Annotated in this window: 19 protein-coding genes; 4 read left to right on the top strand and 15 right to left on the bottom strand. The window is 63.4% G+C overall.

The genetic code is table 11. The features are described 5' to 3' along the window. Position 1: 1 nt before the first annotated feature. Genes folE through AC5RK6_RS07660 form a run of 5 tightly spaced genes read right to left on the bottom strand, consistent with a single transcriptional unit; the run spans position 2 to position 6004 of the window. On the bottom strand, positions 2 to 628 hold the full coding sequence (folE, locus tag AC5RK6_RS07680; protein ID WP_320758297.1) for a GTP cyclohydrolase I FolE: 627 nt from the start codon (positions 626 to 628) through the stop codon (positions 2 to 4). 42 nt (positions 629 to 670) lie between these two features. Continuing rightward, complete coding sequence (gene ftsH / locus AC5RK6_RS07675) at positions 671 to 2992, bottom strand: ATP-dependent zinc metalloprotease FtsH (protein WP_435730750.1); 2322 nt, start codon at positions 2990 to 2992, stop codon at positions 671 to 673. After that, complete coding sequence (hpt, locus tag AC5RK6_RS07670) at positions 2993 to 3544, bottom strand: hypoxanthine phosphoribosyltransferase (protein ID WP_016441812.1); 552 nt, start codon at positions 3542 to 3544, stop codon at positions 2993 to 2995. 37 nt (positions 3545 to 3581) lie between these two features. Then, a complete protein-coding gene (gene tilS, locus AC5RK6_RS07665) occupies positions 3582 to 4631 on the bottom strand; it encodes a tRNA lysidine(34) synthetase TilS (protein WP_435730749.1) in 1050 nt (349 codons plus the stop codon). After that, positions 4631 to 6004: a D-alanyl-D-alanine carboxypeptidase/D-alanyl-D-alanine-endopeptidase gene (locus AC5RK6_RS07660; RefSeq protein WP_320758311.1), complete on the bottom strand. Its 1374-nt coding sequence runs from the start codon at positions 6002 to 6004 to the stop codon at positions 4631 to 4633. Before AC5RK6_RS07660 ends, tilS begins: the two co-directional genes overlap by 1 nt. Positions 6005 to 6084: 80 nt before the next feature. Between AC5RK6_RS07660 and AC5RK6_RS07655 the strand changes: the two genes are divergently transcribed. After that, a complete protein-coding gene (locus AC5RK6_RS07655) occupies positions 6085 to 6609 on the top strand; it encodes an inorganic diphosphatase (RefSeq protein ID WP_026428653.1) in 525 nt (174 codons plus the stop codon). A 133-nt stretch (positions 6610 to 6742) separates the two neighbouring features. Here AC5RK6_RS07655 and AC5RK6_RS07650 read toward each other — a convergent pair whose 3' ends face one another. Beyond that, positions 6743 to 8080 carry a C40 family peptidase gene (locus tag AC5RK6_RS07650; protein ID WP_435730748.1) on the bottom strand — a complete coding sequence of 446 codons (1338 nt, stop codon included), beginning with the start codon at positions 8078 to 8080 and terminating at the stop codon, positions 6743 to 6745. Positions 8081 to 8726: 646 nt separating this feature from the next. Here AC5RK6_RS07650 and AC5RK6_RS07645 point away from each other — a divergent pair. Continuing rightward, on the top strand, positions 8727 to 10025 hold the full coding sequence (locus AC5RK6_RS07645) for an O-acetylhomoserine aminocarboxypropyltransferase/cysteine synthase family protein (RefSeq protein ID WP_320758037.1): 1299 nt from the start codon (positions 8727 to 8729) through the stop codon (positions 10023 to 10025). 22 nt (positions 10026 to 10047) lie between these two features. Beyond that, positions 10048 to 11310, top strand: a complete 1263-nt coding sequence (gene metX / locus AC5RK6_RS07640) for a homoserine O-acetyltransferase MetX (RefSeq protein ID WP_320758038.1) — start codon at positions 10048 to 10050, stop codon at positions 11308 to 11310. 30 nt (positions 11311 to 11340) lie between these two features. On the opposite strand, the gene AC5RK6_RS07635 is transcribed toward metX, so the two are convergent. Continuing rightward, positions 11341 to 12222: a hypothetical protein gene (locus tag AC5RK6_RS07635; RefSeq protein ID WP_320758039.1), complete on the bottom strand. Its 882-nt coding sequence runs from the start codon at positions 12220 to 12222 to the stop codon at positions 11341 to 11343. Between the two features lie 239 nt (positions 12223 to 12461). On the opposite strand from AC5RK6_RS07635, the gene AC5RK6_RS07630 reads away from it, so the two are divergent. Beyond that, the gene (locus AC5RK6_RS07630; protein ID WP_320758040.1) at positions 12462 to 13553 is read left to right on the top strand and encodes an alpha/beta fold hydrolase; all 1092 of its coding nucleotides are present in this window, start codon (positions 12462 to 12464) and stop codon (positions 13551 to 13553) included. Positions 13554 to 13685: 132 nt separating this feature from the next. Here the strand turns inward: AC5RK6_RS07630 and AC5RK6_RS07625 are convergent, their stop codons facing one another. From AC5RK6_RS07625 to AC5RK6_RS07590, 8 genes are all read right to left on the bottom strand, one after another. Next, positions 13686 to 19583, bottom strand: a complete 5898-nt coding sequence (locus AC5RK6_RS07625) for a S8 family serine peptidase (RefSeq protein WP_435730747.1) — start codon at positions 19581 to 19583, stop codon at positions 13686 to 13688. Between the two features lie 387 nt (positions 19584 to 19970). Further along, complete coding sequence (locus tag AC5RK6_RS07620; RefSeq protein ID WP_320758042.1) at positions 19971 to 21452, bottom strand: amidase; 1482 nt, start codon at positions 21450 to 21452, stop codon at positions 19971 to 19973. Positions 21453 to 21519: 67 nt separating this feature from the next. Continuing rightward, on the bottom strand, positions 21520 to 22260 hold the full coding sequence (locus tag AC5RK6_RS07615) for an FMN-binding negative transcriptional regulator (protein WP_435730746.1): 741 nt from the start codon (positions 22258 to 22260) through the stop codon (positions 21520 to 21522). A gap of 23 nt (positions 22261 to 22283) precedes the next feature. Further along, entirely contained in the window at positions 22284 to 23372 is a 1089-nt protein-coding gene (locus AC5RK6_RS07610; protein WP_320758044.1) for an FtsX-like permease family protein, read from the bottom strand. Next, positions 23369 to 24016, bottom strand: a complete 648-nt coding sequence (locus AC5RK6_RS07605) for an ABC transporter ATP-binding protein (protein WP_274735679.1) — start codon at positions 24014 to 24016, stop codon at positions 23369 to 23371. Before AC5RK6_RS07605 ends, AC5RK6_RS07610 begins: the two co-directional genes overlap by 4 nt. Continuing rightward, entirely contained in the window at positions 24016 to 25152 is a 1137-nt protein-coding gene (locus tag AC5RK6_RS07600; protein ID WP_320758045.1) for a peptidoglycan-binding domain-containing protein, read from the bottom strand. The genes AC5RK6_RS07605 and AC5RK6_RS07600 overlap by 1 nt, the downstream gene beginning before the upstream one ends. Positions 25153 to 25210: 58 nt before the next feature. Continuing rightward, positions 25211 to 25897, bottom strand: a complete 687-nt coding sequence (locus tag AC5RK6_RS07595; protein ID WP_435730745.1) for a hypothetical protein — start codon at positions 25895 to 25897, stop codon at positions 25211 to 25213. 62 nt (positions 25898 to 25959) lie between these two features. Next, positions 25960 to 26556: hypothetical protein (locus tag AC5RK6_RS07590; RefSeq protein WP_493926404.1), on the bottom strand; the 597-nt coding region annotated here is incomplete at its 5' end.

The following is a 26556-nucleotide window of genomic DNA, read 5'->3' as shown; positions in this document are numbered from 1 at the left end:
TTCAGGCTCCCCGTTCGATAAGACTCATGGCTTCGGCGCGGGTGCTCGGTTTACGCAGCATGCCGCGCACCGCCGAGGTGACGGTACGTGAACCGGAATTGCGCACCCCGCGCATGGTCATGCACATATGTTCGGCTTCCACCACCACGAGTACCCCGGCCGCACCCAGGCGGTCGCGCAGCGCATTGGCAATCTGGGTGGTGAGGCGCTCTTGCACCTGGGGGCGGCGCGCGTAGCCTTCTACCAGCCGGGCCAGTTTGGATAGGCCGGTAACCTTCCCTTCTTCCCCGGGGATATAGACAATATGGGCCGCCCCGAAGAAAGGCAGCAGATGGTGTTCACACATGGAATAGAAGGTGATATCCCGTACCACCACCATTTCGTGGAAGTCCTCCGCGAATTGGGCATCGAGCACCGCATCGGGATCCTTGCCCACACCGGCGAAGATCTCCGCGCAAGCGCGGGCCACCCGCGCGGGAGTATCCACCAGGCCGGGGCGGTTCGGGTCCTCACCAATAGCGGTGAGGATTTCCCGCACGGCCCGCTCTACCCGCGCGGTATCAACCCGCGGCGTATCCGCAACGTTGCTATCTACCTGGCCGGTTTGCGCCGGTTCCACTGAGTTCATGCGTCCTCACTCTCCGAGCTCATGCACCCGTATTTTTCACGCTCATTCCCGCTGGGTTGAGGCATCCTCATGTTCCGCGCCGTGCCGACCGCGCGGGCCGAGCGGCCCCGTGGCAGCATCGGGAAGCTCCGGGGCGGGCAGGCGCGAATCCGCTGCCGCTTCCTCCTCGGTTTTCCCTTCCGGGAGTGGGATGGGCGGGCGCTGCGAGACCGGGCGGTCCGGAGCGGAAAGCCACACCTCTCGCTCGGGCGCCTTGACAACGTCCTTGAAGATCTCCGCGAGTTCGTTTTCCAGCACGGTTTCCTTATCGAGGAGCACCTCGGCAAGGTGGTCGAGAATATCCCGGTTTTCGGTAATAATCGTCCACGCTTCGGTGAGTGCCTGGTCAAGGAGGGCCCGCACGTTCTCATCCACGGTGGCAGCCAGGGAATCCGAGGTGCGCGAAGCCGCCGCGAAGCTCGCTTCTTCCTGGGCGGTGGGAGCTACCCGCACCGCACCCACCGCGGTGGTCATCCCGTATTCGGTCACGATCTTCCGCGCGGTTTCGGTGGCCTTCTGGATGTCATTAGAAGCACCGGTGGAGGGGTCCCGGAAAATAATTTCTTCCGCGGCGCGCCCGCCCAGCGCGTAGGTGAGCTGGTCGAGGAGCTGGTTGCGGGTAACCGAATAGCGATCCTCGGTGGGCATGACCATCGTGTACCCCAAGGCCCGCCCGCGCGGTAAAATAGTTACCTTCGTGACCGGGTCGGTATAGCGCAAAGCCGCCGCCGCGAGCGCGTGCCCGCCTTCGTGGTAGGCCGTCATGCGCCGATCCTCCGGGCTCATGACCCGGCTGGAACGCTGCGGGCCGGCCATCACGCGATCCGAAGCTTCATCCACATCCGCATTGGTAATAACGTGGGCGTGGCGGCGCGCCGCCAAGAGCGCTGCTTCGTTGAGGATATTGGCAAGGTCCGCGCCCGTGAACCCGGGGGTGCGCTTGGCGACCCCGGCCAGGTCGACGTCGTCCGCCAGCGGCTTGCCGCGCGCGTGCACCCGCAAAATAGCTTCGCGCCCGCGAATATCGGGGGCATCTACCGCGACCTGCCGGTCGAAACGCCCCGGGCGCAGCAGCGCCGGGTCCAGCACGTCCGGGCGGTTGGTGGCGGCAATAAGGACGACAGCCTCATCAGTGGAGAAGCCGTCCATTTCCACGAGGAGCTGGTTGAGGGTTTGTTCCTGTTCGCCATGGCTGAGGGCTCCGCTGCCGCGCCCGCGGCCCACCGCGTCAATTTCGTCAACGAAAATAATGGCCGGGGCTTTTTTCTTCGCGGTTTTGAAGAGTTCGCGCACCCGCGAGGCACCCATACCCACGTAGAGCTCCACGAATTCCGAGGCAGCGATGGAGAAGAACGGTACCTGTGCTTCCCCGGCAATGGCCTTAGCCAGCAGGGTTTTACCCGTTCCGGGCGGGCCGTAGAGGAGCACCCCGCGCGGAATACGCGCCCCGAGCGCCTGGTAGCGGTCCGGGTTCTTGAGGAAGTCTACCACTTCCTTTACTTCTTCCACGGCTTCATCTTCCCCGGCTACATCGGAGAAACGTACCTCGGAGACTTCACCATCCGCATTGGCATCCTTCGCCCCGAAGCCGCGCCCCATCTGGCTGCGCATGAACCAGATGAACACCGCGAAGATGAGGATCATGGGCAGGAACGTGAAGAGCATCGAAACAAACACGTTCTGGGAGGGAACAATCGAGTTATGCCCGCGTTCCGGATTGGCCCGTTCCACCAGGGTGGTGATGTGCTGGCCCTGCGGGTCAGCGTATTGGAAAGTGACCTTCTTCCCGGCGTCGTGTTTATCGCCGTCACCATCCATGGTTTTTGTTGGCTCGGTTAGCCACAGGCGTACCCGGTTAGTGCCGTCTGTGATCTGCACCCGCTGGACGGTGGTGCCTTCCAGCAGCGCGATACCTTCCGAAGTGGAGATATTCGACCACTGCATGGCCATGAATTGGTTGGTTCCGATAAAAGCAAGAAGCGCCGCGATGACTATGCCGGAGATAACGCGCCAGCGCCGCCGGCTGGTGCGTTCTTCTTCGCTGAGCTTATGGCCGGAGCCGGAGCCGCGGGATTTCTTGTTCTTCCCGGCGCCGCCGTTATTGCCCGTGCTGTTAGTGCCCGTGCCGGTAGAACCGCACTGGCCTTCCGGCTGCGGCGGGTGGGCGCGGCGGGCCCGGCGCTTGCGCTCATACGCGCTGGGTTCGGTGCGGCTCGCTTCGCTACCGTGCGCCTCACTACCGCGAGCCTCACCGCCACGAGCTTCGCTTCCGCCCGGCGCCGTGCCGCCCGGTTCAGTACCGCGAGGTTCTTGCTGTTCGTCCACTTATCCTCCGTAAACGTGCGGGGCCAGGGTGCCCACAAAAGGCAGATGCCGGAATTGTTCGGCATAGTCGAGTCCGTACCCCACCACGAACTCATCGGGAATATCAAAGCCTAGGTAGTCAACCTGAACGTCAACTTTAGCCGCCTCGGGTTTTCGCAGGATGGCCGCGATCCGCACCGATTGCGCCCCGCGATCCAGCAGATTCTTCTTCAGCCACGCGAGGGTAAGGCCGGAATCGATAATATCTTCCACGATGAGGACGTGCCGACCGGTCACATCAGCATCCAGATCCTTCAAAATCCGCACCACGCCGGAGGATTTGGTACCCATCCCGTAGGAGGACACCGCCATCCAATCCATATTCAGCGGAGAGTGGATTTTCCGCACCAGATCCGCCATCACCATGACGGCACCCTTGAGCACGCCCACCACGAGCAGGTCACCATCGTAATCAGCGTCAATCTGACGCGCCATATCCTCAAGCTTCGCTTGGATTTCCTCATTTGTGACGAGGATTTTTTCCAACTTATCACCCATATCGGTGTGGTCCATCACCATCTCCTTGAGCAGTTCCGCTGTGCTTCTAAGCCTAACGCGCGAAGACGACAATATTATCGCGCCGAAGCGCTCGCGCCCCGGGCAGGTCGCAGTGGCGCACGCCGCCCGGCCCGGTCACCAGCGCGTCGAGGGCCTCAATATGCCCCGCGCTCACCTCCCCGGCGCGTGCCCCCACGCGCAAGGCCAGGACGCGCAGAATCCGGGTGCGCACGGCCGTGGGAAGTTCGCGCAGCGGTGCAATAGGTACGACGACGCCGCACTCCGGCTCACCCGCCTCTTTCACCACACCGCGTTCTTCCCAGGTGGCCAGTTCCCGGGCCGCCCAGGTGTCCAAAGCCTCATTATCGCGGCGCAGCAGGCGGGCGGTGCGAGCCAGAGCTTCCACCGTTCCCGGCCCGAGCGTCTCACTCAGAGCAGGCAGGGCGCGTGAGCGCAGCGCGGCGCGGGTGAGCGGGCCACCGCCCGCCGCCCGCCACGGGCCATCGGGCTCATTGGAAGGATCCTCCACCCAGGCCAGCCCCTCATCTTGCAGCGCGGCGCGAAGCGCCGCGCGCCGCAGCCCCAGCAGCGGGCGCAGCGCAGTGAGCTCCGGGTTGCCCGGCAGCGGGCCCGCTTCCGGCATGCCTGCCAGGGAGCGCGCTCCCGAACCCCGCCCTAGGCCCAGGAGCACGGTTTCAGCTTGGTCGTCCGCGGTGTGGCCCAGCAGCACCGGGCTGTCCGCACCGGCCGCCTCGGCCAATGCCGCGTACCGGGCCGCTCGTGCCTGCCCTTCCGGGCTCGATCCACCGCCGAGGTCCACGCTGACCGCCGCGGCGTCGTCGTACCCCCAGGAACGCAGGCGGGCCGCAACCTGCGCGGCTTCGCGCCCCGCCTCCGGGCGAATCCCGTGGTTGACGGTGACCGCGCGCAGCAGGTAGCCGTCCCGGCGCGCCACGAAGAGCGCGATACGGGCTAGCGCGAGGGAATCCGAGCCGCCGGACACCGCTACCGTCAGCCGGGTACCCGGCCGGTATCCGCAACTCTCCAACAGCTCGCGCAAGCGGCGCCGCCCGGCCGCGTAAGCGGGGTGGGGTCCGGCCATTAGAGCTCCGCCACCGCGGTGAGGAAAGCATCCTCGGCGCCCCGCACATCCAACAACGAAACGTCGTGGTGGGAATCGGTGAGGATGGAGAAGGTCAGTAGCGCCCCCGAACGCGTACGCAGCACCCCGCTGAGCGAGACCACATCCGCGAGCGTCCCAGTTTTCCCGCGAATCATTCCGGGCGCGGCGCCCTCGGTGAGGCGGTCCGCCAACGTGCCGTTGAGCGCAGCTACCGGCAAGCCGGCCCCCAGCGCCCCCACCGTGCCATCGCTCAGATTCACAGCGTCCTCCAGGATCGCGAGCTGGAGCGTACAGGTGAGCCGATTCGTTTCGCTCAGGCCGGAATTATCGGAGATCACCACGCCGTCCAGCGGGTAGCCCAGCTCCTCCAGAACCGCGCGGGTGGCACGCGCCGCGCCCGCAAAATCCACACTTTCTCCGCGCTCGCGCGCCACCAGGTGCCCGAGGGTTTCCGCCAGGGTGTTATCCGATTCGGTGAGCATGCGGTCCACCAGCTCGCGCACGCTCGCCGAATGCACCGTGGCCAGCGGGTGGGCTGCCGCTTCCTTGGGCGCTTGCCCAGCGCGTACCTCCGCCACTTCCACTCCGGCCCCGCGCAGCTGCTCCGCGAGGGCGTTCCCGGCATCGAGGGCGGGCGTGGCACTGTAGTGGTAGCCCACCGCCCCACCGTTCAGCGCGAGCGGCGTTATGGGTGCCACGTAATCGTGGTTGACCGGATCGAGGGTGGGCGCGTACTCCGGCCCCGCGAAAAGAGAGGTATCAACGACGACGCTTACCGGGCCACCCGGGTGCTCGCGCGCGTAGGTGGCGGCGGCCGCGCCCAATTCCGAGAGATCGCCGCGGGCAATGGTGCCCGGGACCTGGGTGGCGGCGGTATCGGGAGCCAGGAACACATCGCCCCCGCCGATGAGGTGAATGGTGGTGCCGGAGGCGGCCACGCTGGTAGCGAAGCGGCGATCCGGGCCGAGGGTTTCCAGGGCCACCCGGGCGGTCACCAGTTTCATATTGGAGGCCGGTACCCGCGAGACTTTCGCATCCTTTGTGGCGAGCACCCGCCCCGTGGCAGCCTCGCGAATTTCGTAGGATACCTGGCCCGTGGGTGCCAGGCGAGCGGCGAATTCCTGCCCGAGGGCCGCGACCTTGGCAACGCTGGCATCCTCGAGTTCCGCAGGCTCGGGGGCGGTCGGAACGGTCACGGCCGGCACGGGAGTGGGCTGCGGATACGGCGCGGCGGCATCGGCCCTAGGTCCCAGGGTGAGCAATCCGGGGGTAAGATCAAAGGCATCAGCGAATGCGTACCCGCCCGCAAGAAGGAGCACCAGGGACAAAGCGATCTGAGCTTTTCCTTTCACGGGCCTATTCTTGCACGGAACGCAGCTCGTATTCTTAGGTGTTCTTATGTGCCAGCCGTCAGCGAGGAGAGCTTCACATGATGGAATTCGATGTCACCATCGAAATCCCCAAGGGAAATCGAAATAAGTACGAAGTAGATCATGAAACCGGGCGCATCCGCCTGGATCGCATGCTTTTCACATCCACCCGGTACCCCGATGATTACGGATTTATTGATGACACCCTCGGTGAGGACGGCGATCCGCTGGACGCCCTGGTGCTGCTGGAAGAGCCCACGTTCCCGGGTTGCGTGATTCGCTGCCGTGCGCTGGGTATGTTCCGCATGCGTGATGAAAAGGGCGGCGACGATAAGGTGCTATGCGTGCCAGCTTCAGATCAGCGGGCCTCCTGGCGTACCGAAATTGAGGATGTTTCGGAATTCCACCGCCTGGAAATCCAGCACTTCTTTGAGGTGTATAAGGATCTGGAGCCGGGCAAGTCCGTGGAAGGCGCCCACTGGGTGGGCCGCGAAGCCGCGGAGGAGGAAATTCGGGCCTCCTTCCAGCGGGCCATTGACGAAGGCTATTACACCGCGCACGAAGCGCAGCCGCCCAGCCAGCATTAGGCGGGTAGCCGGCCAGCACTAGGCGGGCAAATAACCCCAGGTAGAGACGTAAAAAGCGGGAGCTATGCAGATCATGCACAGCTCCCGCTTTTACGTAGCTTGCCTAGCCTACGCTAAGCTCACGCAGCTCAACCTAGTCGATAATCCGCACGTAGGTGGGGCTACCCCAAATCGGGCCTTCGCGCGTGCCACCTTCCGGGTTGGTGGCGGCGATATGCATGCCGTTGCCGGTGTAGATGCCCACGTGCCCGGGCCACCACAGCAGGTCGCCGGGTTGGGCTTGGGAGGGGGAAATCTCGTAGCCGGCCGAACGCTGCGCCCCGGAGGTACGCGGCAGGGAATACCCGAAGTGCCCGTACACATAGCGGGTGAAACCGGAGCAATCCCAGCCCGAGGGGGTATTGCCACCCCACACATAGGGCACACCCACGAATTGCCGTGCGAAGCTCACAATCGCCCAACCATTACCCGACGGTGCCGGGGCCGGTTCGGGTTCCGGTTCAGGTTCGGGATCCGGGGCTGGCGCCGGCGCGGGTTCAGGTTCCGGATCGGGTTCCGGTGCGGGAGCAGGCGCCGGTGCCGGCGCGGGAGCGGGCTGAGCTTCGGCTTGGCGCCGAGCCGCTTCTTCCGCGGCCGCCTGGCGGGCCGCCGCTTCCCGAGCTGCTGCCTCCCGGGCGGCCTGTTCCTGGGCTGCCGCTTCAGCCGCGATGCGCTGGCGTTCAGCTTCGGCCTGGGCGCGGGCCGCGGCTTCTTTCTGTTCTTGCTGGGCGCGTTCTAGCGCCGCCGTCGTGCCTTTTTGCCGGGCGAGGGTTTCGAAAAGTTGGTCGCGTTGCGCTTCGATGGAGGCCAGTTGGCTATCCAATTGGGAGGCGGCCGAGCTGGCATCTTTCGCGGCGCCCTCCGCGCGCGCGGCAATGGTGGCCTGCTCATTGGCCTTGCGATCCGCTTCGCCCTGGAGGGTATCGGCAATATCGCGGGCGGCCTGGTAGCGCTGTAGCTTTTGGTCGGTGGCGTGGCCGGCGGTGCGGAAAGCGCGCTGGCGGTCATCGGCATCGCGCAGGGATTGCGCTCCGAGCAGCGCGTTCGCGGCGGTGAGGGTGGTGGAGGAATCCCGGTACATCGCCGAGGAGATCGAGCCGAGCTCCCCGCGTGCAGCATCGGCTTCAGCCCGGGCACTATTGGCCACCACCTGGGCATCCATCGCGGTATTGACCGAATCTTCCAGGTTGCGCTGGGCACGCTGGGCTTCGGCCGCCTTGATGACCACATCGGTGCGGGCCGCTTCGGCCTGGGAGGCGAGCCCGGCCAGCGAAGCTTCGATCTGCCCGATACTTTGAGCTGTTTGCTTTTCCGCGGCCCGCGAGCGATCAATATCGCGTTCAACGTTATCCGCGCGGGCACCGGGTAGCACTGAGAGAGCGAGGGCGCAGGCGGCCAGCACAGCCGTTAGGCGCCGAGAACGATTCTCCACACGACCTCCAGAGGGCGGGCTTTCCCGCGCCCCGGACAGGTACGCGCAGACTAAACCCACAATTCGATATAAACACTAAGAACATACCTCACACCAGTCCAAAACGAAACATCTGCCCCAAAATTTCACAGGTGTAATTCTGTTCTTTTTCGTCACACCACTCACCTACATTTATCAGGAACCACAACTTTCACACAGGCGAGACACCGAACAAATCCGGGGGCACATCCGCACAGCGTTGCGAGCACCCGAAAGACTTAAAGTACGACGGCGCAGCTCCGCCGCCGGCACCCTCAACCAAGAATGTGATTTACACCGTGAACTTGACGAATACTGCCCTCACCTGCCTATGCTTGCACCATGTTCGTCATGCGAATGCCCAACTAGCGCACGTTCCGCGGCCCAGCCGCCCTAACGTGCGCTATCAGCCCTGCTGATTTTGGAAAAGAACACCAAGTAGAAAAATAAGCGGGCTGGTCAGAGCGCATTCGCCGCATCGCAGAATTCCATTCCCCATATTCCAATGTCACACCTCTGGTTTACCCAGAATGGATATTGCTGCGCCTGAGAAAAAGAATATTTTCTAGGTTTATGCCGGGGCGTTATCTACCGCCCGCTCCCCATCACAGTTTTGAAGGAGAGCACCATGTCAGAAAATCAGAATTCCCAGAACACTTTGCATTTCGACACCCTCCAGGTGCATGCCGGCCAGGTCCTCGACTCCGACCACGGTGCCCGAGCGCTGCCGATTTTCCAAACCACGTCCTATGTTTTTAAGGATAATGAGCAGGCGCGCGGGCGTTTCGCGCTCACCGATCCGGGCATGATTTACACCCGCATCACCAACCCCACCCAGGGCGCTGTCGAAGAACGTATTTCCGCGCTGTACGGTGGTACGGGCGGGCTGCTCCTCGCTTCCGGTTCGGCTGCTATTTTCTACGCGGTCACGAATGTGGCGCAGGCCGGGGATAATATTGTGTCCTCCGATTCGCTCTACGGCGGGACTTACAACCAGTTCAAGCACGTGCTCAAGAACTTCGGCATCGAGGCCCGTTTCGTGGAGAACCCTTCGGACCCCGCCAATTGGGAAGCCCTGATCGATGAGAATACCAAGGCCCTCTACGGGGAGACCATCCCGAACCCGAAGCAGGATATTCTCGACATTGAGGCACTTGCCAAGCTCGCCCATTCCCACGATATTCCGCTCATTGTGGATAATACGATCGGGACTCCGGCCAATGTGAACCCCTTCGATTTCGGGGCGGACGTGGTGGTGGATTCGGCCACCAAGTTCCTGGGCGGGCACGGCACCTCCATTGCCGGCTCCGTGGTGGAACGTGCGGGCTTCAACTGGAAGAACGGTAAGTTCCCCGGCTTCCACGAGGTGGACGAGTCCTACCACGGCATCGTCTGGGGTGATTTTCCCGGCGCCCCCTTCACAACTCGTATTCGTGCCACCCTGCTGCGTGATACCGGCGCCGCAATTTCTCCCTTCAATGCCTTCCTTATCGGGCTGGGCCTGGAGACCCTCTCCCTGCGTATCGACCGCCACCTCTCCAATACCCGCGCGGTGGCGGAATTCTTGGTCGAGCACCCCGGTATCGACTCGGTGAACTGGGCTGGTCTGCCGGGTAATCCCTACCACGAGCTGGCCGCCAAGTATGCCCCGAAGGGCCCCGGTTCGGTCTTCACGGTGGAAGTTGCCGGCGGTTTTGAAAAGGCCGCGGCTTTCGTGGAGTCCCTCCGTCTCTTCTCCAATCTCGCGAATATCGGGGACGCGAAATCACTGGTGGTGCACCCGGCTTCGACCACTCATTCGCAGTTAACCGAGGAAGAGCTGGCGGCCAACGGTATCAGCCCGGCCACCGTGCGCCTGTCCATCGGTATTGAAGATCCGCGCGATCTTATTGCCGATATTCGCCAGGGCCTCGAGTCCATCGCCTAGATACCAAAGATCAAGGATTATCATGACGCCCAGCCCCCAGTTCCTCGTGGGACACGCTCCCCTAGACCCGGTCACCGATGCCGAACCTATCGGTGATTTCGATACCGGCTACACCCCCGCTCCCCGCCTCACCGAGCGCCCTACCGGCGCCTGGCTGGAGGGGGACGACCCGGGTGAGCGCCGTTTCGCGGATCTTGGCCCCCTGGAACTGGAGCTGGGCGGCCGCCTGCCGCAGGTTCGACTCGCCTACGAAACGTGGGGGCAGCTCAATGCGGACCGCTCCAATGCGGTGCTGCTATGCCACGCCCTCACCGGGGATTCGCATGCCGCGGCGCGTGATGGGCAAAGCGGCTGGTGGAAAGATATTGTGGGCCCGGGCCTGGCCATTGATACAAATCAGTATTACGTGGTGTGCCCGAATGTGCTGGGTGGATGTCAGGGAAGTACCGGCCCGGCTTCGCCCGCTCCCGATGGCCAGCCCTGGGGCCCGCGTTTCCCGGAAATTACCATGCGGGATATGGCCGCGGCGGAGGCACGGCTCGCCGATCTGCTCGGGGTGCAGCGCTGGGCGCTGGTGGCGGGCGCTTCCTTCGGGGGCTGCCGCACCATGGAATGGGCGGCGTCCTTCCCGGAGCGGGTGGGGGCCTTCGCGGTGCTGGTGGCGGGCCCGGCCAGCACCGCGGAACATATTGCTTATGCGCACCTGCAAAATCTGGCGATCCGCCTGGATCCACGCTGGCGCGGCGGACATTATTACGATGCCGAACCCGATGAGAGTGGCGTGAGCGGCCCGGATGCCGGGCTCGGCCTGGCTCGTGAAATAGCGCATTTAACTTATCGCTGCGCCCCGGAGCTGGCGGCGCGTTTCGGGCGCACCCCGCAGGAGGGCGAAGATCCGCTGCGCGGGGGCCGTTACGCCGTACAGTCCTACCTGGATTATCACGGTGCGAAATTAGTGGCGCGTTTTGATGCGAATTCCTACCTGACGATCAGCCAGGCATTTATTACTCACGATATTGGGCGCGGGCGGGGCGGCACCGCGCAGGTGGTGGCGGGGCTGCAGCAGCCGGCGCTCGTCGTCGCCGTTGATTCGGATCGGCTGTTTTATCCGCAGCATATGGCGGACTTGGCCGCAGCTTTGCCCGGGGCGCACCCGCTCCAGACCGTGCATTCCGCGCACGGTCACGATGGTTTCCTTATCGAAAATAATGAGGTTTCCGCGATTATTGCGGATTTCCTCGCCGAGGTCGCGCCGGCGGATGCGCCAGTGGACGCGGTTCTCTAGCCGCCATCCCGCCCGCTACTCCGAGACTCGTTACTCGCCGAATTGCGACCAGTCTTCGCCGAGCACGGTGCCGCGCGCGTCGATCATCACGTGCCCGGCTTTGCCGCCGGCGCGCAGCCACCCGGTGTAGATGAGGTCCTCGGGCGCGGGGCAAGTGCCTTCGCATTCAGGTAGCTCGGCAGCCGCCGCTTTCACTCGCACGAATACTTCCGCGCTTTCCAGCTGCGCAAGCGTCAAGCCGATCTGCGCGCCGCGTTCGCGCACGAGGGTGGTGGCGCGGGTGAAGAGCGCGGCATCAAGCTGGGTGTAGTCAAAGGTGGGGACGCGTTCGAAGCGGAAAGGCCGCGAGGCCGCGAACCCGTAGGGCGTGGTATCGCGCGGCAGAGACCAGGAGTAGGTGACCGCGGCGTTATTGCGTTCGCCCACGGGAACGTCAATTTCGAGGCGGCGTTCGCGCACGAGGGCCCGGAACGCTTGCGTGGTCCCGGCTTCTTTTTCAATATCGACGACGGCGACACCTAAATCTTCAGCCCCGCTCACAAAATAGGAGCGTAATGGGCCCCCGCCCCAGTCTTTAATTTGGGTGGTGACGATGCGGACGGCTTGGTGCGGGTTGAGGAGGGCGGGCAGGAGCGTGCCGCCCAGAAATAATGCGATGCCCGTGAGCACAGCGGTGAGGGGGCGGAGCGGGTGGTCGTGCGCGGCCGCGGTGTGGAGGTAGCGGTAACGCAAATAAATAATGCCACCCAACACGATCAGTGCGCCGATCATAATGAGGCTGATGTAGAGAGTGCCGTGCCAGTCGTTCATCCAGAGCAGGGTGAGGGCGCCGAGGATGAGTCCGAAGCCGAGCGCGGGTAGCAGCCGGATGGCTGTTTCCCGCACACCGGGCTGGCCTTGTGTTGAGGGCACGGGCAGCTCCTCCCTAGTCGATAGGCTGTTATGGGGATTCTACAGAACACTCGCCACTTTGCTTTCTAGAAATCCGTGGTGGGGGTATGGGAAAGCAGCGGGTGAAGCGAGGCATGCCAGAATCGCCTGCTATGGCCCGGGCTTTCACCGCCGGGTGTCACTGCCCCGGACTCTGCTGCCCGGCACCCACGACCCGAACAACGCCACGCGGGCGGTAAAATCGAAGAAAAGCCGAAAGGATGAACGTGACTCGAGCCGCCGCACCCCACCATCCCGCGCTCGCGTGGGAACCCGACCTCCTCGGCGCCGGTTACGAACGCCTCACCCTTCCTCTTCCCGACGACGACGAAGGTGCCGTCTGCGCCACCCTCATCCGCGCACTGCCACCCGCGGGCACGCCTACCCCGAGCTTCGCTTTCCTCGCTATTCACGGCTGGAATGACATGTTCTACCAGTGGGCCCTTGCCGAAGCGATAACAGCTGCCGGCGGGGCTTTCTACGCAATTGACCTGCGTAAATATGGCCGCTCCTGGGATCCGCAGCGGCAAAGCTACGGCTACACGGATAGCATGCGGGTGTATTTTGCCGATATCGATGCGGCCCTGGCCGCCATGCGCACAGACCTCCCGGCTCGCTTCGGCCCCGCTGCAGCCCAACTCCCCACCATCCTGTACGGGCATTCCACCGGCGGCCTCACCGCCACCCTCTACGCCGGCTCCCGCCGCGGGAAAGATCTGGCTGGCCTGGTGCTTAATTCACCGTGGTTGGATTTGCAGGTGGGAGCGGCCGGGAGCGCCGTCGTCGTACCTGTGGCGGAACTGGCGGCGCGCACCGCACCGAAAAAACCGCTGCCCGTACACGACCCGGGCTTTTACGGGATGGTGCTCGACGCGTGGCGCCCGGAAGGAATGACGCGGGTGCCCGGGGCGCCGGAAGGTACCAGCGATCCGTTTTGGACCACCGGGTGGACGCCGGCCTGGGATATGCGCCCGGATCCGGCGCCGATTCGCGGCGGCTGGCTGCACGCGGTCATTCGGGCGCAGCGGTACGTGGCGCGGAATGTGCGGCTGCGGCTCCCGGTGCTCATGCTCACCGCGGCGCGCAGCATCGTGGCCACCGCGTGGAGCGAGGAGTTGCGCGAAGCCGATACCGTGTTGGACGTCGAGCAAATGTGGGCACGGGCCGCGGAAATAGCGAGCGATGTGCATATCCTGAAATTGGATCGTGCTGTTCATGACGTACTGCTCTCCCGCGCACCGGTACGCGAAGCCGGATTCGCGGAGATTCGCGAGTTCTGCCAGCGGCAAGTGCGGCGGGCCCGCTCAAGGTAGCTAAGCGTAAATAGATAGTCCGCGCCCCCGGGAAGCGAAAAGGGGAGGCGCCCGGAAAATCCGGGGCCTCCCCTTCCCTTTACCCTGGGCCGGATACTGGCCGGTGGGCCAGCATCCCGCGGGCGCTAGTTATTAGCGGCGGACGATGGGGGTATCAACGCCATCCCCATCCCAGTCACCAACCAGCATCTGGTCACCGGCCCGGCCATAATGCAAGGTGATATCAGCGTTCCCGCTCTTGAGCGAGTTCGCCACAAACACCTGGTTACCACGCCGAACAGCGAAGGTATCCTTGCCGTCACCATCCCAGTCACCAACAAAGATCTGGTCACCGGCCTTGCCATAGGAGAAGGAGGTTTCAGCCTTGCCGCCCGCGAGGGTGTTATTCACGAAGAACACGTTCCCACGCTGGACCGCGAAGGTATCCTTGCCGTCACCATCGAAATCACCGGCCAGCAGCACGTCGCCGTCGCGGCCGAAGCTGAATACCTGATCGGCATCCCCGGAACGAATCGAGTTGAGGACGAATACCTGGTTGCCGCGGCGCACCGCGAAGGTATCCTTACCGTCGCCATCCCAGTCACCAACCGCGATGGTGTCATCAGCACGTCCGAAGGAAATCACTTCATCAGCAACTCCGCCGGAGAGGCTGTTCTGGATGAAGATCTGGTTGCCGCGGCGCACTGCCAGGGTTTCCTTGCCATCGCCATCCCAGTCACCGATCAGGACCTGGTCGGCGGCTCGCCCGTAGGAGAAGACCTGCTGGGCAACCGTGGAGGTCCAATTGTTGGACAGGTAGAACACGTTTCCGGTATCACCCGGCTTACCGGGCGTGCTCGGTTCGGGCGCCGGCGTCGGGTTCGGCACCGGCTGACCCGGCGTCGGATCCGGGGTACCCGGGGTACCCGGCTCACCCGGAGTGGGCTCCGGTTCCGGTGCGGTCTCCTGGGCTACCGTGACGCTCACCGTCTTGGTGACGGCAGCCCCGGCAGCATCGGTGGCAATGAGGGTCACCGTATTCTCGCCCGGGTTGAGCACCGTGCCCGGCGCCAGGGTGAGAGCGGTATCGCCCGCGGCCCCGGCTGCGCCGTCGTCCTTCACCGTGTACTTGGCGAGTACCTCGGCGGCCAGTGCTTGCCGGTCAAGAGCGCCGGCGGGCGCCGTGAGTTCCACGGTGTCCGGACCCTCGATCACGGGCAGGCTGTCCTTCGTGAAGGAGATGGACTGCGCGGTGGAATTACCGGCCAGGTCGGTGCCTTCCACCGTGAGAGTGTACGTACCGGCCGGCAGCGCGGCGGTTTCCACGGTGTAGTTGAGAGCGGTCGCAGCCTCACCAGCGGTATCGCCGGCCGCTGCGTCGTCGGCAACCGGAGCATCGGCCTCAGCCATAAGCCCGGCCGCGTCCTTCACGCCCGCAACCACGCGTGCGGCGTCGTTCTTATCCGCCACACCGTTAGCATCAACCTGCACGGCCTTCGCGGCATCCGCACCGTTCGCACCCGCGTCGTTTCCGCCACCGAAGTAGGTCTTGACGTCCACGAGGCTGTCCTCAACGCTCTGGCCGAGCAGGCTCGCATCGGTGCTCTGCTCGCTGAGCACGTCCCCGTTGAGGAGCACGCGCGCGGCCTTGAGGTTGGGGTCGGTCACGCTGGTGGCAATGGCAGCGCCGTCGCGAATAACCGCGCCGTCCGTGCCGTTGATGCTCACCGCCGGGCCGTCCTTATCCACCACCACGGGGATGGTGTTGAGCAGGGTATTGCCCATGCCGTCACCGAATTGCACGAGGACCGTATCGCCGTCCGCAACCGGGAATGCCTGGTTGAAGCTGCGGGTATTGGTCTTGGTGCCGCCCACGGTGTGGTCGATAATGCTGCGCACCACCGAGCCGTTGATCTTCAGTTCGTAACCCCAAGCGTCGTCGGAGGCGGTACCCGCGAAGGTGACCTCATCCGAATTCGCGTAGAGCACGCCGTTGTACAGGGTCGGTTCCGTGAAGGACACCTTGGGGTACCCGGTATCCCAGAAGACACGCAGGATGGTATCCATACGAACCTTGCCCGCGGTATCGGTCACCTTCATGTGGAAGGCGTTAATACCGGTGGTCACCGGCACCGCGGCTTCGAAGGTGCCATCGGCCTGCACGTTCACGTTAATCGCTTCCGGAACAACGTAGTCGCCGGCCTCGTTCACGGTCACGCGCGGCTGAAGCACAAAGGCGGACACGCCCTGCGCCTTACCGCGCAGCACCAGCTTGCCGTCCGCCGTCTTTTCCGCGGTGGACATATCCGGTAGGCAGGTGGTGCCGAAGCATTCCACATTCGTGAAGGTAGGTGCTTGGTACGACGACGTATCTTCCGCCACGACCTCCCGGCCTTCGTAGGTGACCGTTTCGGTGGTGGTATTTCCACCATCGGAGGCCACCACGGTGGCGCTGACGGCATCAGCTTCCGGGGTGAAGGTAGTGGTGAAGCCACCGGTGGCATCCACCTCAACGGCCTTGCCGTTGATCTTGACAGTGAGGGTAGCGCCGGCGCGCTCATCGCGCACATTACCGGTGATCGTGACGGAACCGTCCTCGGCCACCGGCTGCTTGCCGCCAGCATTGAGGGAGGTAATCGCCACGCTCGGGGCCACCGAATCGTAGGTGACGGTCAGCACCGTGCGGGTGATTTCGCGGCCGTTATCACCGTAGGCAACCACGGGGATATTCTGGGTGCCTTCGGTCAGCGCAACCTGGGCACCGAAGAGTCCCCCACTGAGCTCCGCATCCGCACCGGCCACGCTCACGCGGGCCACCGCATCGGAAGCCAGGCCGAAGACGGTCAGCTTGCCATCCTTGACAAGGCTGTGGTTCGGGGTGAAGACCTCGGTGTTGTACTTCTTCAGGTTCGGGATCTCAATGGCGTTCGCGCCCAGCACCTTGGTGACCATGGTGGTATTCATACCCAGGTCGCCCACGGTGACCACAACGTAGGAAACGCCCTCGGGAAGCACCACTTCGAAGGAAGAATCGGAATTCTTGGTGACCGGCTTGATCTGGCCGCCCTTATCCGTTTCCACAATCGGCGAGGAGAAAATCCCCGAGCCGGTTTCGGTCACGGTGAAGGGCAGGATCTTCTGTCCATCACGCTCGAAGGGTTCACCCACGGAAACTTCGGGGGCAACGGTATCCACGCCGAAGGGCATATCGAGGGTCTGCCAGTCGAAACGATCACCCAGGCGCGCCTTGACGCGGTAGGTGTAGCGCCCATCCGGAATCGCCTTGAAGCTCGCGCTGGCCGCATCCCACACCGTGCCATTGAAAGCGTGGCTGCGGTAGGGCTGCGCAATATTCTTCGTGCCGAGGGCAGTACCCGCGATCTGGCGAGAGAGTTCCTGTTCCTCACCCACGCGCGTTACGAGCTTGCCGGCCGCATCGTAGATTTCGAACTGGGCTTCTTCCGCGTTACGCAGTTGCGTCAAATTCGGGACAACCGTATCAGCGCTATTGTCCTTATTCGGCGAGAGCCAGAATTCCCCGAAGATATTGTTCTTCATGGGGAGGGTCATCCCGAAGAGCGTGGTGGTCAGCTGGGAGGTGGAGGTATTTCCCTCACCCCAGGTCTGACCCGGCGCCACGAAAATGGGTTCGGCGTTCCAGTCCCCGGCGAAGCCAAGGTAGGGCACCTTAATATCCGGGGTATCCTGCACGCCGGCGAGCACCGCCCAGCCTTCCACGAAGTGGTTACCCTTGCTCGGGGTGAGCGTGAAGGTGACCTGGGTGCTTTCCCCGGGCGCCACGGTGAGGACCTTACGGTCCGCCGTCAGCGTTTCCTTGGAAATGAAAGTGGAGGTGATGTCGTTCGCGTTATTCGTTTCGTTGACGACTTCCTGACGCGGAATCGCGTAAGCCGCTTCCTTATCGCCGTGATTGGTGAGGGTCACGGTGAAGGACACCGGCCCGTTCACCTGGCCCAGAGCCACCGAATTAGCGCCGTCCACGCGGGCGTGCACCTGGGAGGCCAGAGCGTGATCCACGCGCACCAAACCGGCGCCGATCTGGCGCGGGGCGTAAGGAACACCGTCGTGCCGCGGAATTTCCGCGGTGTTCATGAGCAGCGTTTCCGCCAGGCTGAGGCGATCCGCCCGGGACATATCCGGGAAGCGCTCCCCGAGAACCTGGAGCACGCTGGCCATGGCGCCGGCCACGTTCGGGGCGGCCATGGAGGTACCGGACATCGAGCCGTAGGTATTGGAATTCAGCGTGGAGTAGACGTTGCCGCCCACACCCGAAATATTCGGCTTGAAGTCCAGGTTGGAGGTTGGGCCCCAGGAGGTGAAGCTGGAGGGAGCACCGGCCGTGGCCGAGGGCGTGGTCCGGGCTTCATCCGTGAGAGCGATAGTGACCGGGGTGCCGGCCTTGATCGCCTCCACGAGGCGCAGTGCATCAGAACGGAACATCACGCCACCGGGGAAGGTGTATTCGTCAATACCGCCCATGGAGATCATGGAATCCCCGCCGGCTTCGTGGTTGTAGATAATCACACCGGCCGCACCGGCCTTTTGCGCATTACCGAATTTCTCCCCGAAGGTGATGCCGCCGCGCTCAATCAGAGCGTATTTACCGGTGGTATCCGCCGGGAATTCTTCCGGCTTACCGGTTCCGGCGGCCACCGCTTCGCGGGCCACATTATCCGGCTTGCCGGTGGCAAGTTCGTAGAAGAGATCTTCGGATGCGCCGTTCACGGTCACACGAGCGACCGAGCGAGTTTCAAAATTATTGTCAATCGAGGCAACCGAAAGCGTGGCATCATGAGCCGAAGGCGAGCCGATCACGCCGTCGTCCCATTTACCAAACATATCGTCTTCGGTACCGCTCGGCGAGAAGTTGAGCCCGGAGTTACCGGCGGAAATCACCGCAAGCACGCCCTTGGCTCGGGCTTCTTCAATAGCCAGGCCCGCACCGTTGGAGTATCCAAAACCGTTATCGGAGCCCAGCGAGAGGTTAATAACGTCGGCACCCAGCTTCACGGAATCTTCAATGGCGGCAATAATATCGCCGTCGGCCGCGCCGCGTGAACGCGCCGGGTCATTGGAGAAGACCTTCATCGCCAGCAGCTGGGCATTGGGGGCCATACCTTCCACCCGGCCGGTGGTGGCGAAGGTTTGCCCTTCATCCAAGCCATTCGCCGCGGCAATACCGGCCACGTGCATGCCGTGCATGGACGAGGTGGTATCGACGATCTCGAAATTATCATCGGCGTAGTTGTAACCGTTGGGAACCTTACACGTGAAAGTGGGATTCGCAGCGGTGTTAATATTCTTAATCTTCGCGGTATCGCAATTGTCGATGCGCATATCGCGGTGAGTCGGGTCGATACCCGTGTCCACAATCGCAATAACCATGCCGGTGCCATCCGCGCCGGCATCAGCCAGGGCCGCGGGTGCACCCTGCATATCGCGCGAGGCATCTTCGAGGGGAACATTTTCCTGCGGCTGCGTTGCGAGGGCGCCCTGTGCGAGGGCACCCGTGGCAGCCGCGTTCTGAGCGAGCGCGCTCTGGGCGACGGCGCGGGAAATATCGGCCGCACGCTCGGTCGCGGCAACGTTCGTCGTCTGGTAGACGCGCTCGCGCTTGACCGATGCCACCGCTCCTTCCGCTTCCAGAGCCGCCATCTTATCCGCCGGCATCGTCGCGGCGAAACCGTTGACGAGGTAGCCGAACTGGCGCTCAAGCTGCAGACCGTACTTCTCCGACCACTGTGCCACCAGGTCGTCCTGCGTGGCCAGGCTCTGCGCCTCACCGGCATCGCTGCCCAGGCGCGACCGGTCCCTGAGGAGCACAATAACCCGCACCCGCTCATTGGAGCCCTGCAGATCCTGGAAGGCAGCCAGTTCGGGGTTATCGGGAGAGAAGAGACCGGCGAAAGCGCCGGCGGGATTCGACGGCGCTGGCTGATCCGCAGCAAGCGCCGGAGTAGTGAGTACGCTTAAGACGAGCGCAGCCGTGACGGATAATCCGCCCAGGCGGCGCCAGTTAAAACCTGTCACACCTTCTCCTAACTTCGTGACGGGAGGGATCCCGTCGGGGAATCCGGTGATGTCATTCCTGCACGGCGGCCAGGGTTCGGGCAGAGTTGGGACGACGGCGCACGCGGCGCAGCCTCCCCACCCCGCCGCGCATATCTACCAACCAGTGGAGAAGTTATGCACCCCTCCCGCTCAGCCTCTCACCCTTGAGCGATAGACCGGCAGTGCGTGACGCGTGGGAATACCGGATGCGGGCTATCATCGCAAAGAATGGTGCGCATCCGCCCAGAGCGTCCACAACGTGAACACTCCCGTTAGGCCATTGATATTTATGCGCCTAAAATTCGGGGTGCGGAAGCGGGCACCGAGGCGCCGCGCAGAGCGGGCCGCGCGCTCACGGCGTGCCCGTCACTGGTGCGGTTGCCGGATAAGCGGCCAGGGGTCCAGGGTTTCCAGGGCGGCCACAATGGAGAGCAGCAGCTGTTCTTCCCCGAAGCGGGTGGCGCCCACGTGCACCCCGAAGGGCAACTCTGTGCCATCCACTTCCGCGCGGTGGATCGGGATGGCTACCGCGGCCGGCCCGAACATATTCCAGGAGCTGGTCCACGGGCTCACGATGCATTGGCGCCGGAAATCTTCAGCCGGATCATCCGGGCAGCATACCCAGGCCGGATCGGCCGGCGGGGTGCCGAGCGCCGGGCTGAGAATCACATCGAAGCTGGCGAAAGCCTCCCCCATGCGCCGGGCAATGGCGTACATCCCCTGCAGGCCGGCCATAAGTTGCGGCGCGGATGCCTCCCGCCCGCGAGCGCGCAGCCACTGGCTCATCGGGGTGAGGAGTTCTTCGCATTCGGCCGGGAGTGGGATAGCTGCCGCGCCCGCCTGCCAGATCGGCATAAAGGATTGCCAAGCTTCCGGCCCGAAGGGCCGCGCGATCTGTTCCACCCGTGCACCCATGGCGCGGAAATCTTCCGCGGCCCGCGCCACGGCCTCCAGGCAGGCGGGATGGATCTCAGTATCAACATTGAGCGGTTCGGTGAGCACCCCGACCCGCAGGTCGGCCAGGGCGAGGGCCCGGCTGCGCGCTTGCGGCCCGCATCCGAATTCCGCATCCAGGGTGGCCAGGTAGTCCCCCGATCCCGGGTAGGGGCTCCAATCCCCGGGCCGGCGTCGCGCAATAATATCCAGCCCGGCTGCCAAATCGCGGGCGGTACGAGCCAGGACCCCGGCGGTAGCCAACCCGCTATCGGAGAAGAAGGAGCACCCGGGTCCGGGCGAGACCAGCCCGCGGCTGGGTTTGATGCCAAGTACCCCGCAGTGCGCGGCGGGAATGCGGACCGAGCCGCCACCGTCGTTTCCGTGCGCGATGGGGACCACGCCGGCCGCAACCGCCGCGGCCGCTCCCCCGGAGGATCCACCGGCACTACGGGCCAGGTCCCAGGGGGTGCGTGCCGGTGTGAGGCCGGCCGGTTCGGTGTAGCCGACGAAGCCGAATTCGGGGGTGGTGGTTTTTCCGATGGTTACGGTGCCGGCGTCCAGGATGGACTGGGCTACCCCGCCGGTGGTGGTGGCAATATTTCCGCGCATGGCCCGCGAGCCGTATTCGGTGGGCAGGCCGGCCACGTCGTCGAGGTCTTTGATGGGGAAGGGCACCCCGGTGAGCGGCCCGCCTTTGCCCCCTTTCAGTTGCCTGGCGGCGGCGTGGGCTTGGCGCAGCGAGAATTCTTCCGCGATATGCGTGAATGCCCCGACCGCGGCGCCGCGGCTGCGGGCCCGTTCCAGCACCCGTTCGGTATGCGCGACGGGGTCCAGGCGGCCGGTGCGCATGCGCCGCGCCAGCTGCACGGCAGAAAGATCCAGGGGGTCCACGTTCTCCTCAAGAAATTCCATGCTCACAGTGTACGTGAGATAGGGCACGTTTGCCGCGAACCCTGGCACATTAAGTTTCGGTGCGTTTCTAGTCGGTTTCCACGCCGTCCTCTTCTGTTTCCGTGCCGGCGCGGGCGGCCCAGGGGCCGTGTTTCGCCCGTTCCACGGCTTCTTCGCGCGCCGCGGCGGTGGGAATGGCCAGGTTTTCCATCAGCTCGGCTATGTGCGTGGCGGCATTTTTTTCACGACGACGCCGCAAGCTGGCGGCGGTAACGGCAATCTCCTCCGTGGATAAGTTCTGGGACAGCTTGGCCTTGCCAATAATTTCCGTGACTTTAATATCCACGCCTACGATGGCGCGCAGCATGCGGCGCAGCTGCTCGGGCCGCGCGTGGGTTTCGGGGAGCCAGGTGCCGCCGTGGTGGGCAATTTCGTGGGCGTCTACTAATTCCCGCAGGGTGGGGATGAGCCACGCGGGATCCTCGTGGATAGTGAGCTCGCCGCGCAGGTGCACGGTGAGGTAATTCCAGGTGGGAACCCGGGCCAGCGGCGCATCTGCCGGGCCGGGTGGCATATCGGAGGGTGATATATAGGTATTCGGGCCGGTGACCACCATGAGGCAGGGGCCGCTATCGCCCGCTTGGGGATTAATACGTGCCATATGGCTGTGGAGGTGGAGAGTGCCGGCGTCGTCGTACTTAATATTAAAAGGAAGGAGCGTGGCGTCCAGGCCGCGCGGACCGGCCGTTATTAATTCTCCCACCCCGATCTGGGCAGCTAGTTCCACCGCGCGTTCCGGTTCCAACGCAAAACGACTCGCCACATACATGACAGCCAGTGTAATGCGCGCGGCTACGGCGTGCGCATGACCTCCACCGGGTCACGATAGGCCGCGAAAATCGCCGGGGGAATGCAGGCAAGCAGCGCCACGAGCACCGCGAGCACCCCCACCGCCACCGAAAAATCGAGGGCGACCGGATTGCCGCTCAGCCGGCAATAAATCCAGGCCGCGGCAATGCCCAGCGCGGTACCGCCCACGGCCGGGTAGGCGATGCGCGCGATGACCAGGGCCACCAGCCCGCCGCGGGTGATGCCGAGGGTGCGGCGCCGGCCCAGGTCGCGGCGGCGGATCAGCACGTCTGCCAGGACCACCGCGGCGATGAAGAGCGCCCCCACCCCGAGAATGAGGATGAGGAGGGCGCGGCCCATGCCCGCTACCTGCCCGGTCACGGCCACGCCCTGTTTCGCCTGGCTGACGGAGCTGCGAATAATAAGTTTGGTGGGGTCGAAATCCCCGATGGCCGCGAGGGCAACATCGGTCACCGCGGCAATATTTTCGGCGTCGTTGGCCAGTGCGGTCACCCGCACGTAGGCGCCCGAGCCGCCCCCGGCCAGGAGGTAATTATCGAGGTCGTCGAATCCGCCGCTGGGGGTGAAGGAGCCGACCACGGCCCATTGCCGCCCGCCGCGCGATTCCACGTACCCGCTGGGGAAGGCCAGGCGCAGCTGCGGCAGCATGGCTTCGGGCACGATGGCTTCTCCCGGGCCGGGATAACGCCCGGCTGTTAATGTAATTATTTTGGAGATGTCGCCACCGGTTTCCACCAGGGCGAATAGTTGAGAGGCCGGGCCGAGCGGCCCATTGACCACGTCCACCGTGCTCCGGTATCCCACTACCCCGGCCACCCCGGAGGTGCCGTGCAGGGTTTCCAGGAATGCTTCGGGGAGCAGCCCGGCGTTATTCTGGTCAATGAGGGTGAGCTGGCGGGCTTGCGGGCCGGTGAGCTGGCGATGCAGCTCGGCTTCGGTGGCGGCCTGGCGGCCCACCGTCACTAAGGACGCCGCGCACATCACCCCGAGCACCAGAGCCACCAAGATGGTGGTAACCAGGGCCCCGCGCGCATTTTTCGCTCCTTCGCGTAGCAGAACAGCGAATTTCATAGCCGCACCACCTCGTCTGCCGCATTGACAACCGTGGGATCGTGGGTGGCAATAATGACACTGCATCCGGATTCCGCGGCCTGGCGTAAGGCGCCGAGCACGAGGTTGGCATTATCCGGGTCGAGGTTTCCGGTTGGTTCGTCGGCCAGGATGAAGGTGGGGGAATTGACGAGGGCGCGGCAGACCGCCACGCGCTGGGCCTGCCCGCCGGAGATTTGCCCGGGCCGGTGGTCGGCGCGGTGTTCCAGGCCCAGGCCGGCCAGGAGTTCGCGGGCGCGGGTGCGGGTGGCGGCCAGCGAATGGCCCGCGTAAAGCCCGGGTTCCATCACGGAATCGAGCACGGGCCGGGTGGGGTCGAGTTCGGAATCTTGGAAAACGAAGCCGATGCGGCGGGCGCGCAGGCGCGAGCGTTCCCGGTCGGTGAGCTCGCTGGCGGCGGCGCCGTCGATGAGGACCTGCCCGGAGCTGGGCGTGAGCGTGAGCCCGAGGAGGTAGAGCAGGGTGGATTTGCCGCGCCCCGAGGCCCCGGTCACCGCGGTAATGGCGGCGGGGGCGAAAACGTGGGTGAGGCCGTCGAAGAGTTCTTCGGCGCCTTTCCGGTAGCGGAAGCGCAGCTCACGGGTGGCGATACCGGGCGCGTCCATTACTTCGTGCTTTCCGGGCTCGGGGTGGCTTCGGTTTCTGATTCTGCGCCGGGGCCGCCGGGTGCCCCGGGCACGCCGGCCTTCTTCGCATCGGCCAACGCATACACGCTTTCTCCAGCCCGCACGCCCTCAACTACCGCCAGGCCGCCGGCCACGGTCTGAACCGTGACGGTGCGGGGCGCCGCCTCCCCCACGACCCTCACGCTCACGGTCCCATCCGGCATCGTGGACAGTGCGGAAACCGGCACGGTAGGCCCGGTCACCGCGGGCACGATCTCAATATCGGTAAGGAGATAGGCTTTTTGGCTGGCCGGTAATTCCCCGCACCGAGTGCCGCACAGCAGCCCGCCATCTTCCGCAGTAACAGGGACCTTGACCTGGCCGGATCCTGTTTCCTCCGGCTCACCGGTAATTCCAATGAGGGGCTGTTCGCCCAGCTTCACACGAATACCCATTCCCGGCTGAACCATGGCCTGCTGTTCACGCGTGATTTCCATATAAAAACTGGGTGTTCCGGACACCGAGTTAATAATATTTTCACTTCTGGTCAAGACCGCACCAGGCCAGGCAATACTGCGGTCCAGGGTGAGCGCAGCTGGTAGTTGCGGCACTGCCACAAGTTCCCCCAGGCCGACGACGCCGCTCTGTTCCTGCCCGCGCGCCTTTTGCCACGCTTTCGTTGCCGCGGTGGTGGCCGGGCCAAATTTCCCATCTGCCACGGTGTGTGAGTAGCCGAGGGCGGCAAGGAGCCGCTGGTATTGGGAGACATCCTCGCCTTCGGTTCCTTCGGCGAGGGGCCGCCAGAAGGGGGTGGAACCTTCTGCCGCGATTACCTCGGTATTTCCGACGGTGTAGAGAGTGTCTCCGGCGTGGAATTCTCCGTCTGCGGCAACGGAGGTGACGGTGCCGTTGAGCTGGTTGACGGCAACCGGTTGTGCCGCGCGTTCTACCGTGGTGGAGAGTGTGAGGGTGCGGCCAATATTTTGCTCGGTTACGGTGACGGTCATTGTCTCCGCTCCCGTTTGGGTGATCCGCTCCGGGGGTTTCAGGGTGGTGCGGCCCGCCCAGAATGCCAGTACCGCCACGAGGAGGAGTGTTATTACACCTGCGAGGATCTGAGTTATTTTCTTGTTCATGGCAGCACGCCTTTCGTGGTAGCCACGCGCTTACACGTGAATGGTAAACATCATGGTGTTATTTTATTCCATAGAATTCTGTGGCGGGAGGAGTCTCCGGGCAGACTTTCCATACCTCTACCGGGATTCGGAATCCGAGAGAACCGCCGTTATCCGGCCACCAGCGATGCTCCGGATCGGTGTGAAACTTAGCAACATAGGTTTCCCGAGCCGGACGCTCGGAAGTATCAACGGTAAATCCGTGTGCTGCCAGGCAGGGGATATAGTATTCATCCCAATAATCCCAAACCACCCGCAATTGCTCTTCCGACCAATCGGTAAGAAATTCCGGATTGAGAAAATACATCGCATAGCATTCGTAACTAGCTAACTGGTATGCCTGTTCTTGCGATTCCGGAATACTCCCATCGGAAGCAACCCCGCCTTTGGGATTGACATGGAATCCAAAACCCTTGTTGGTCAAACACTCAGCCATTTTGATGTCCGACTGTTCCGATGACTCTTGCCATTCAACCAAAGGAACATCGGGAGGATCGTCAATTCCCAAAAACTCCGCATCGCGTTTTAGCCATTGTGCTCGAAAAGCAAGTTTCTCTTCCTCCGTGTGGTAACGGGGTGAGATCTTGATTCTTGCTTTCCAGGTATTCGGATCCCATTCGGATGCTTGAGCAACGGCGGTGCCGTGACTGGTTGCCCCGGCACTTCCAGAATCAGAACCAGCCTGGGCGCAACCACCCACTGCCATGAGTAGCGAACTAATGACCGGTACAATCCTATGCTTCATGCGACACCTCTATCCGCTGCGCATCAATTGATCCCGTAAAACTCTGTAACTGGCGGCCTTTCCGGACACATCTTCATAACTTCCGGCGTGATTCGGAAAGAAAGCTCACCCTTGTTATTCGGCCACCAGCGATGCTCAGCATCAGAGTAAAACGTCGTCGCGTAAGCTTCCCGCCCAGGACGCTCGGAAGTATCAACTGTGAAGCCATGTGCCGCCAGGCAGGGGATATAGTATTCATCCCAATAATCCCACTGGACCCGCAACTGATCCTCTGTCAAATTCGCAAGAAACTCTGGGTTAAGGAAGTACATCGAATGGCACTCATAGGCCGCCATACCGAAAGCCTCCTGCTGCGATTCAGGGATCGGAGGATCAAACAGAATTCCCCCTTGCGGAGCAACCTCAGCGGAAAACCCTTTACTCCGCATGCATTCCGCCTGCTTTTCATCGGCCGCATGCGGAGAATCCATCCACTCAACTAGAGCAATATCAGGTGGATTCGCCACACCCATCGTCGTAGCATTACGCTCTAGCCAGCGTTTCCGGAAAGCTAGCTTATCTTCCTCACTTGTAAACTTAGGAGAAATCTCTATGTCAGAGGTCCAAGAATTAGGATTCCA

The sequence above is a fragment of the Actinotignum sp. usb-actsch-213 genome (assembly GCF_059085665.1).
The sequence above is the reverse complement of the archived record's forward strand: the minus strand, read 5'-3'. Positions and strand labels throughout refer to the sequence as shown.

Excerpts from the sequence above, each read along its gene's own strand:
- folE (WP_320758297.1), bottom strand. The coding sequence starts at position 628 with ATGAACTCAGTGGAACCGGCGCAAACCGGCCAGGTAGATAGCAACGTT.
- hpt (WP_016441812.1), bottom strand. The coding sequence starts at position 3,544 with ATGGACCACACCGATATGGGTGATAAGTTGGAAAAAATCCTCGTCACA.
- tilS (WP_435730749.1), bottom strand. The coding sequence starts at position 4,631 with ATGGCCGGACCCCACCCCGCTTACGCGGCCGGGCGGCGCCGCTTGCGC.
- AC5RK6_RS07655 (WP_026428653.1), top strand. The coding sequence starts at position 6,085 with ATGGAATTCGATGTCACCATCGAAATCCCCAAGGGAAATCGAAATAAG.
- AC5RK6_RS07645 (WP_320758037.1), top strand. The coding sequence starts at position 8,727 with ATGTCAGAAAATCAGAATTCCCAGAACACTTTGCATTTCGACACCCTC.
- metX (WP_320758038.1), top strand. The coding sequence starts at position 10,048 with ATGACGCCCAGCCCCCAGTTCCTCGTGGGACACGCTCCCCTAGACCCG.
- AC5RK6_RS07630 (WP_320758040.1), top strand. The coding sequence starts at position 12,462 with ATGAACGTGACTCGAGCCGCCGCACCCCACCATCCCGCGCTCGCGTGG.
- AC5RK6_RS07620 (WP_320758042.1), bottom strand. The coding sequence starts at position 21,452 with ATGGAATTTCTTGAGGAGAACGTGGACCCCCTGGATCTTTCTGCCGTG.
- AC5RK6_RS07615 (WP_435730746.1), bottom strand. The coding sequence starts at position 22,260 with ATGTATGTGGCGAGTCGTTTTGCGTTGGAACCGGAACGCGCGGTGGAA.
- AC5RK6_RS07610 (WP_320758044.1), bottom strand. The coding sequence starts at position 23,372 with ATGAAATTCGCTGTTCTGCTACGCGAAGGAGCGAAAAATGCGCGCGGG.
- AC5RK6_RS07605 (WP_274735679.1), bottom strand. The coding sequence starts at position 24,016 with ATGGACGCGCCCGGTATCGCCACCCGTGAGCTGCGCTTCCGCTACCGG.
- AC5RK6_RS07600 (WP_320758045.1), bottom strand. The coding sequence starts at position 25,152 with ATGAACAAGAAAATAACTCAGATCCTCGCAGGTGTAATAACACTCCTC.
- AC5RK6_RS07595 (WP_435730745.1), bottom strand. The coding sequence starts at position 25,897 with ATGGCAGTGGGTGGTTGCGCCCAGGCTGGTTCTGATTCTGGAAGTGCC.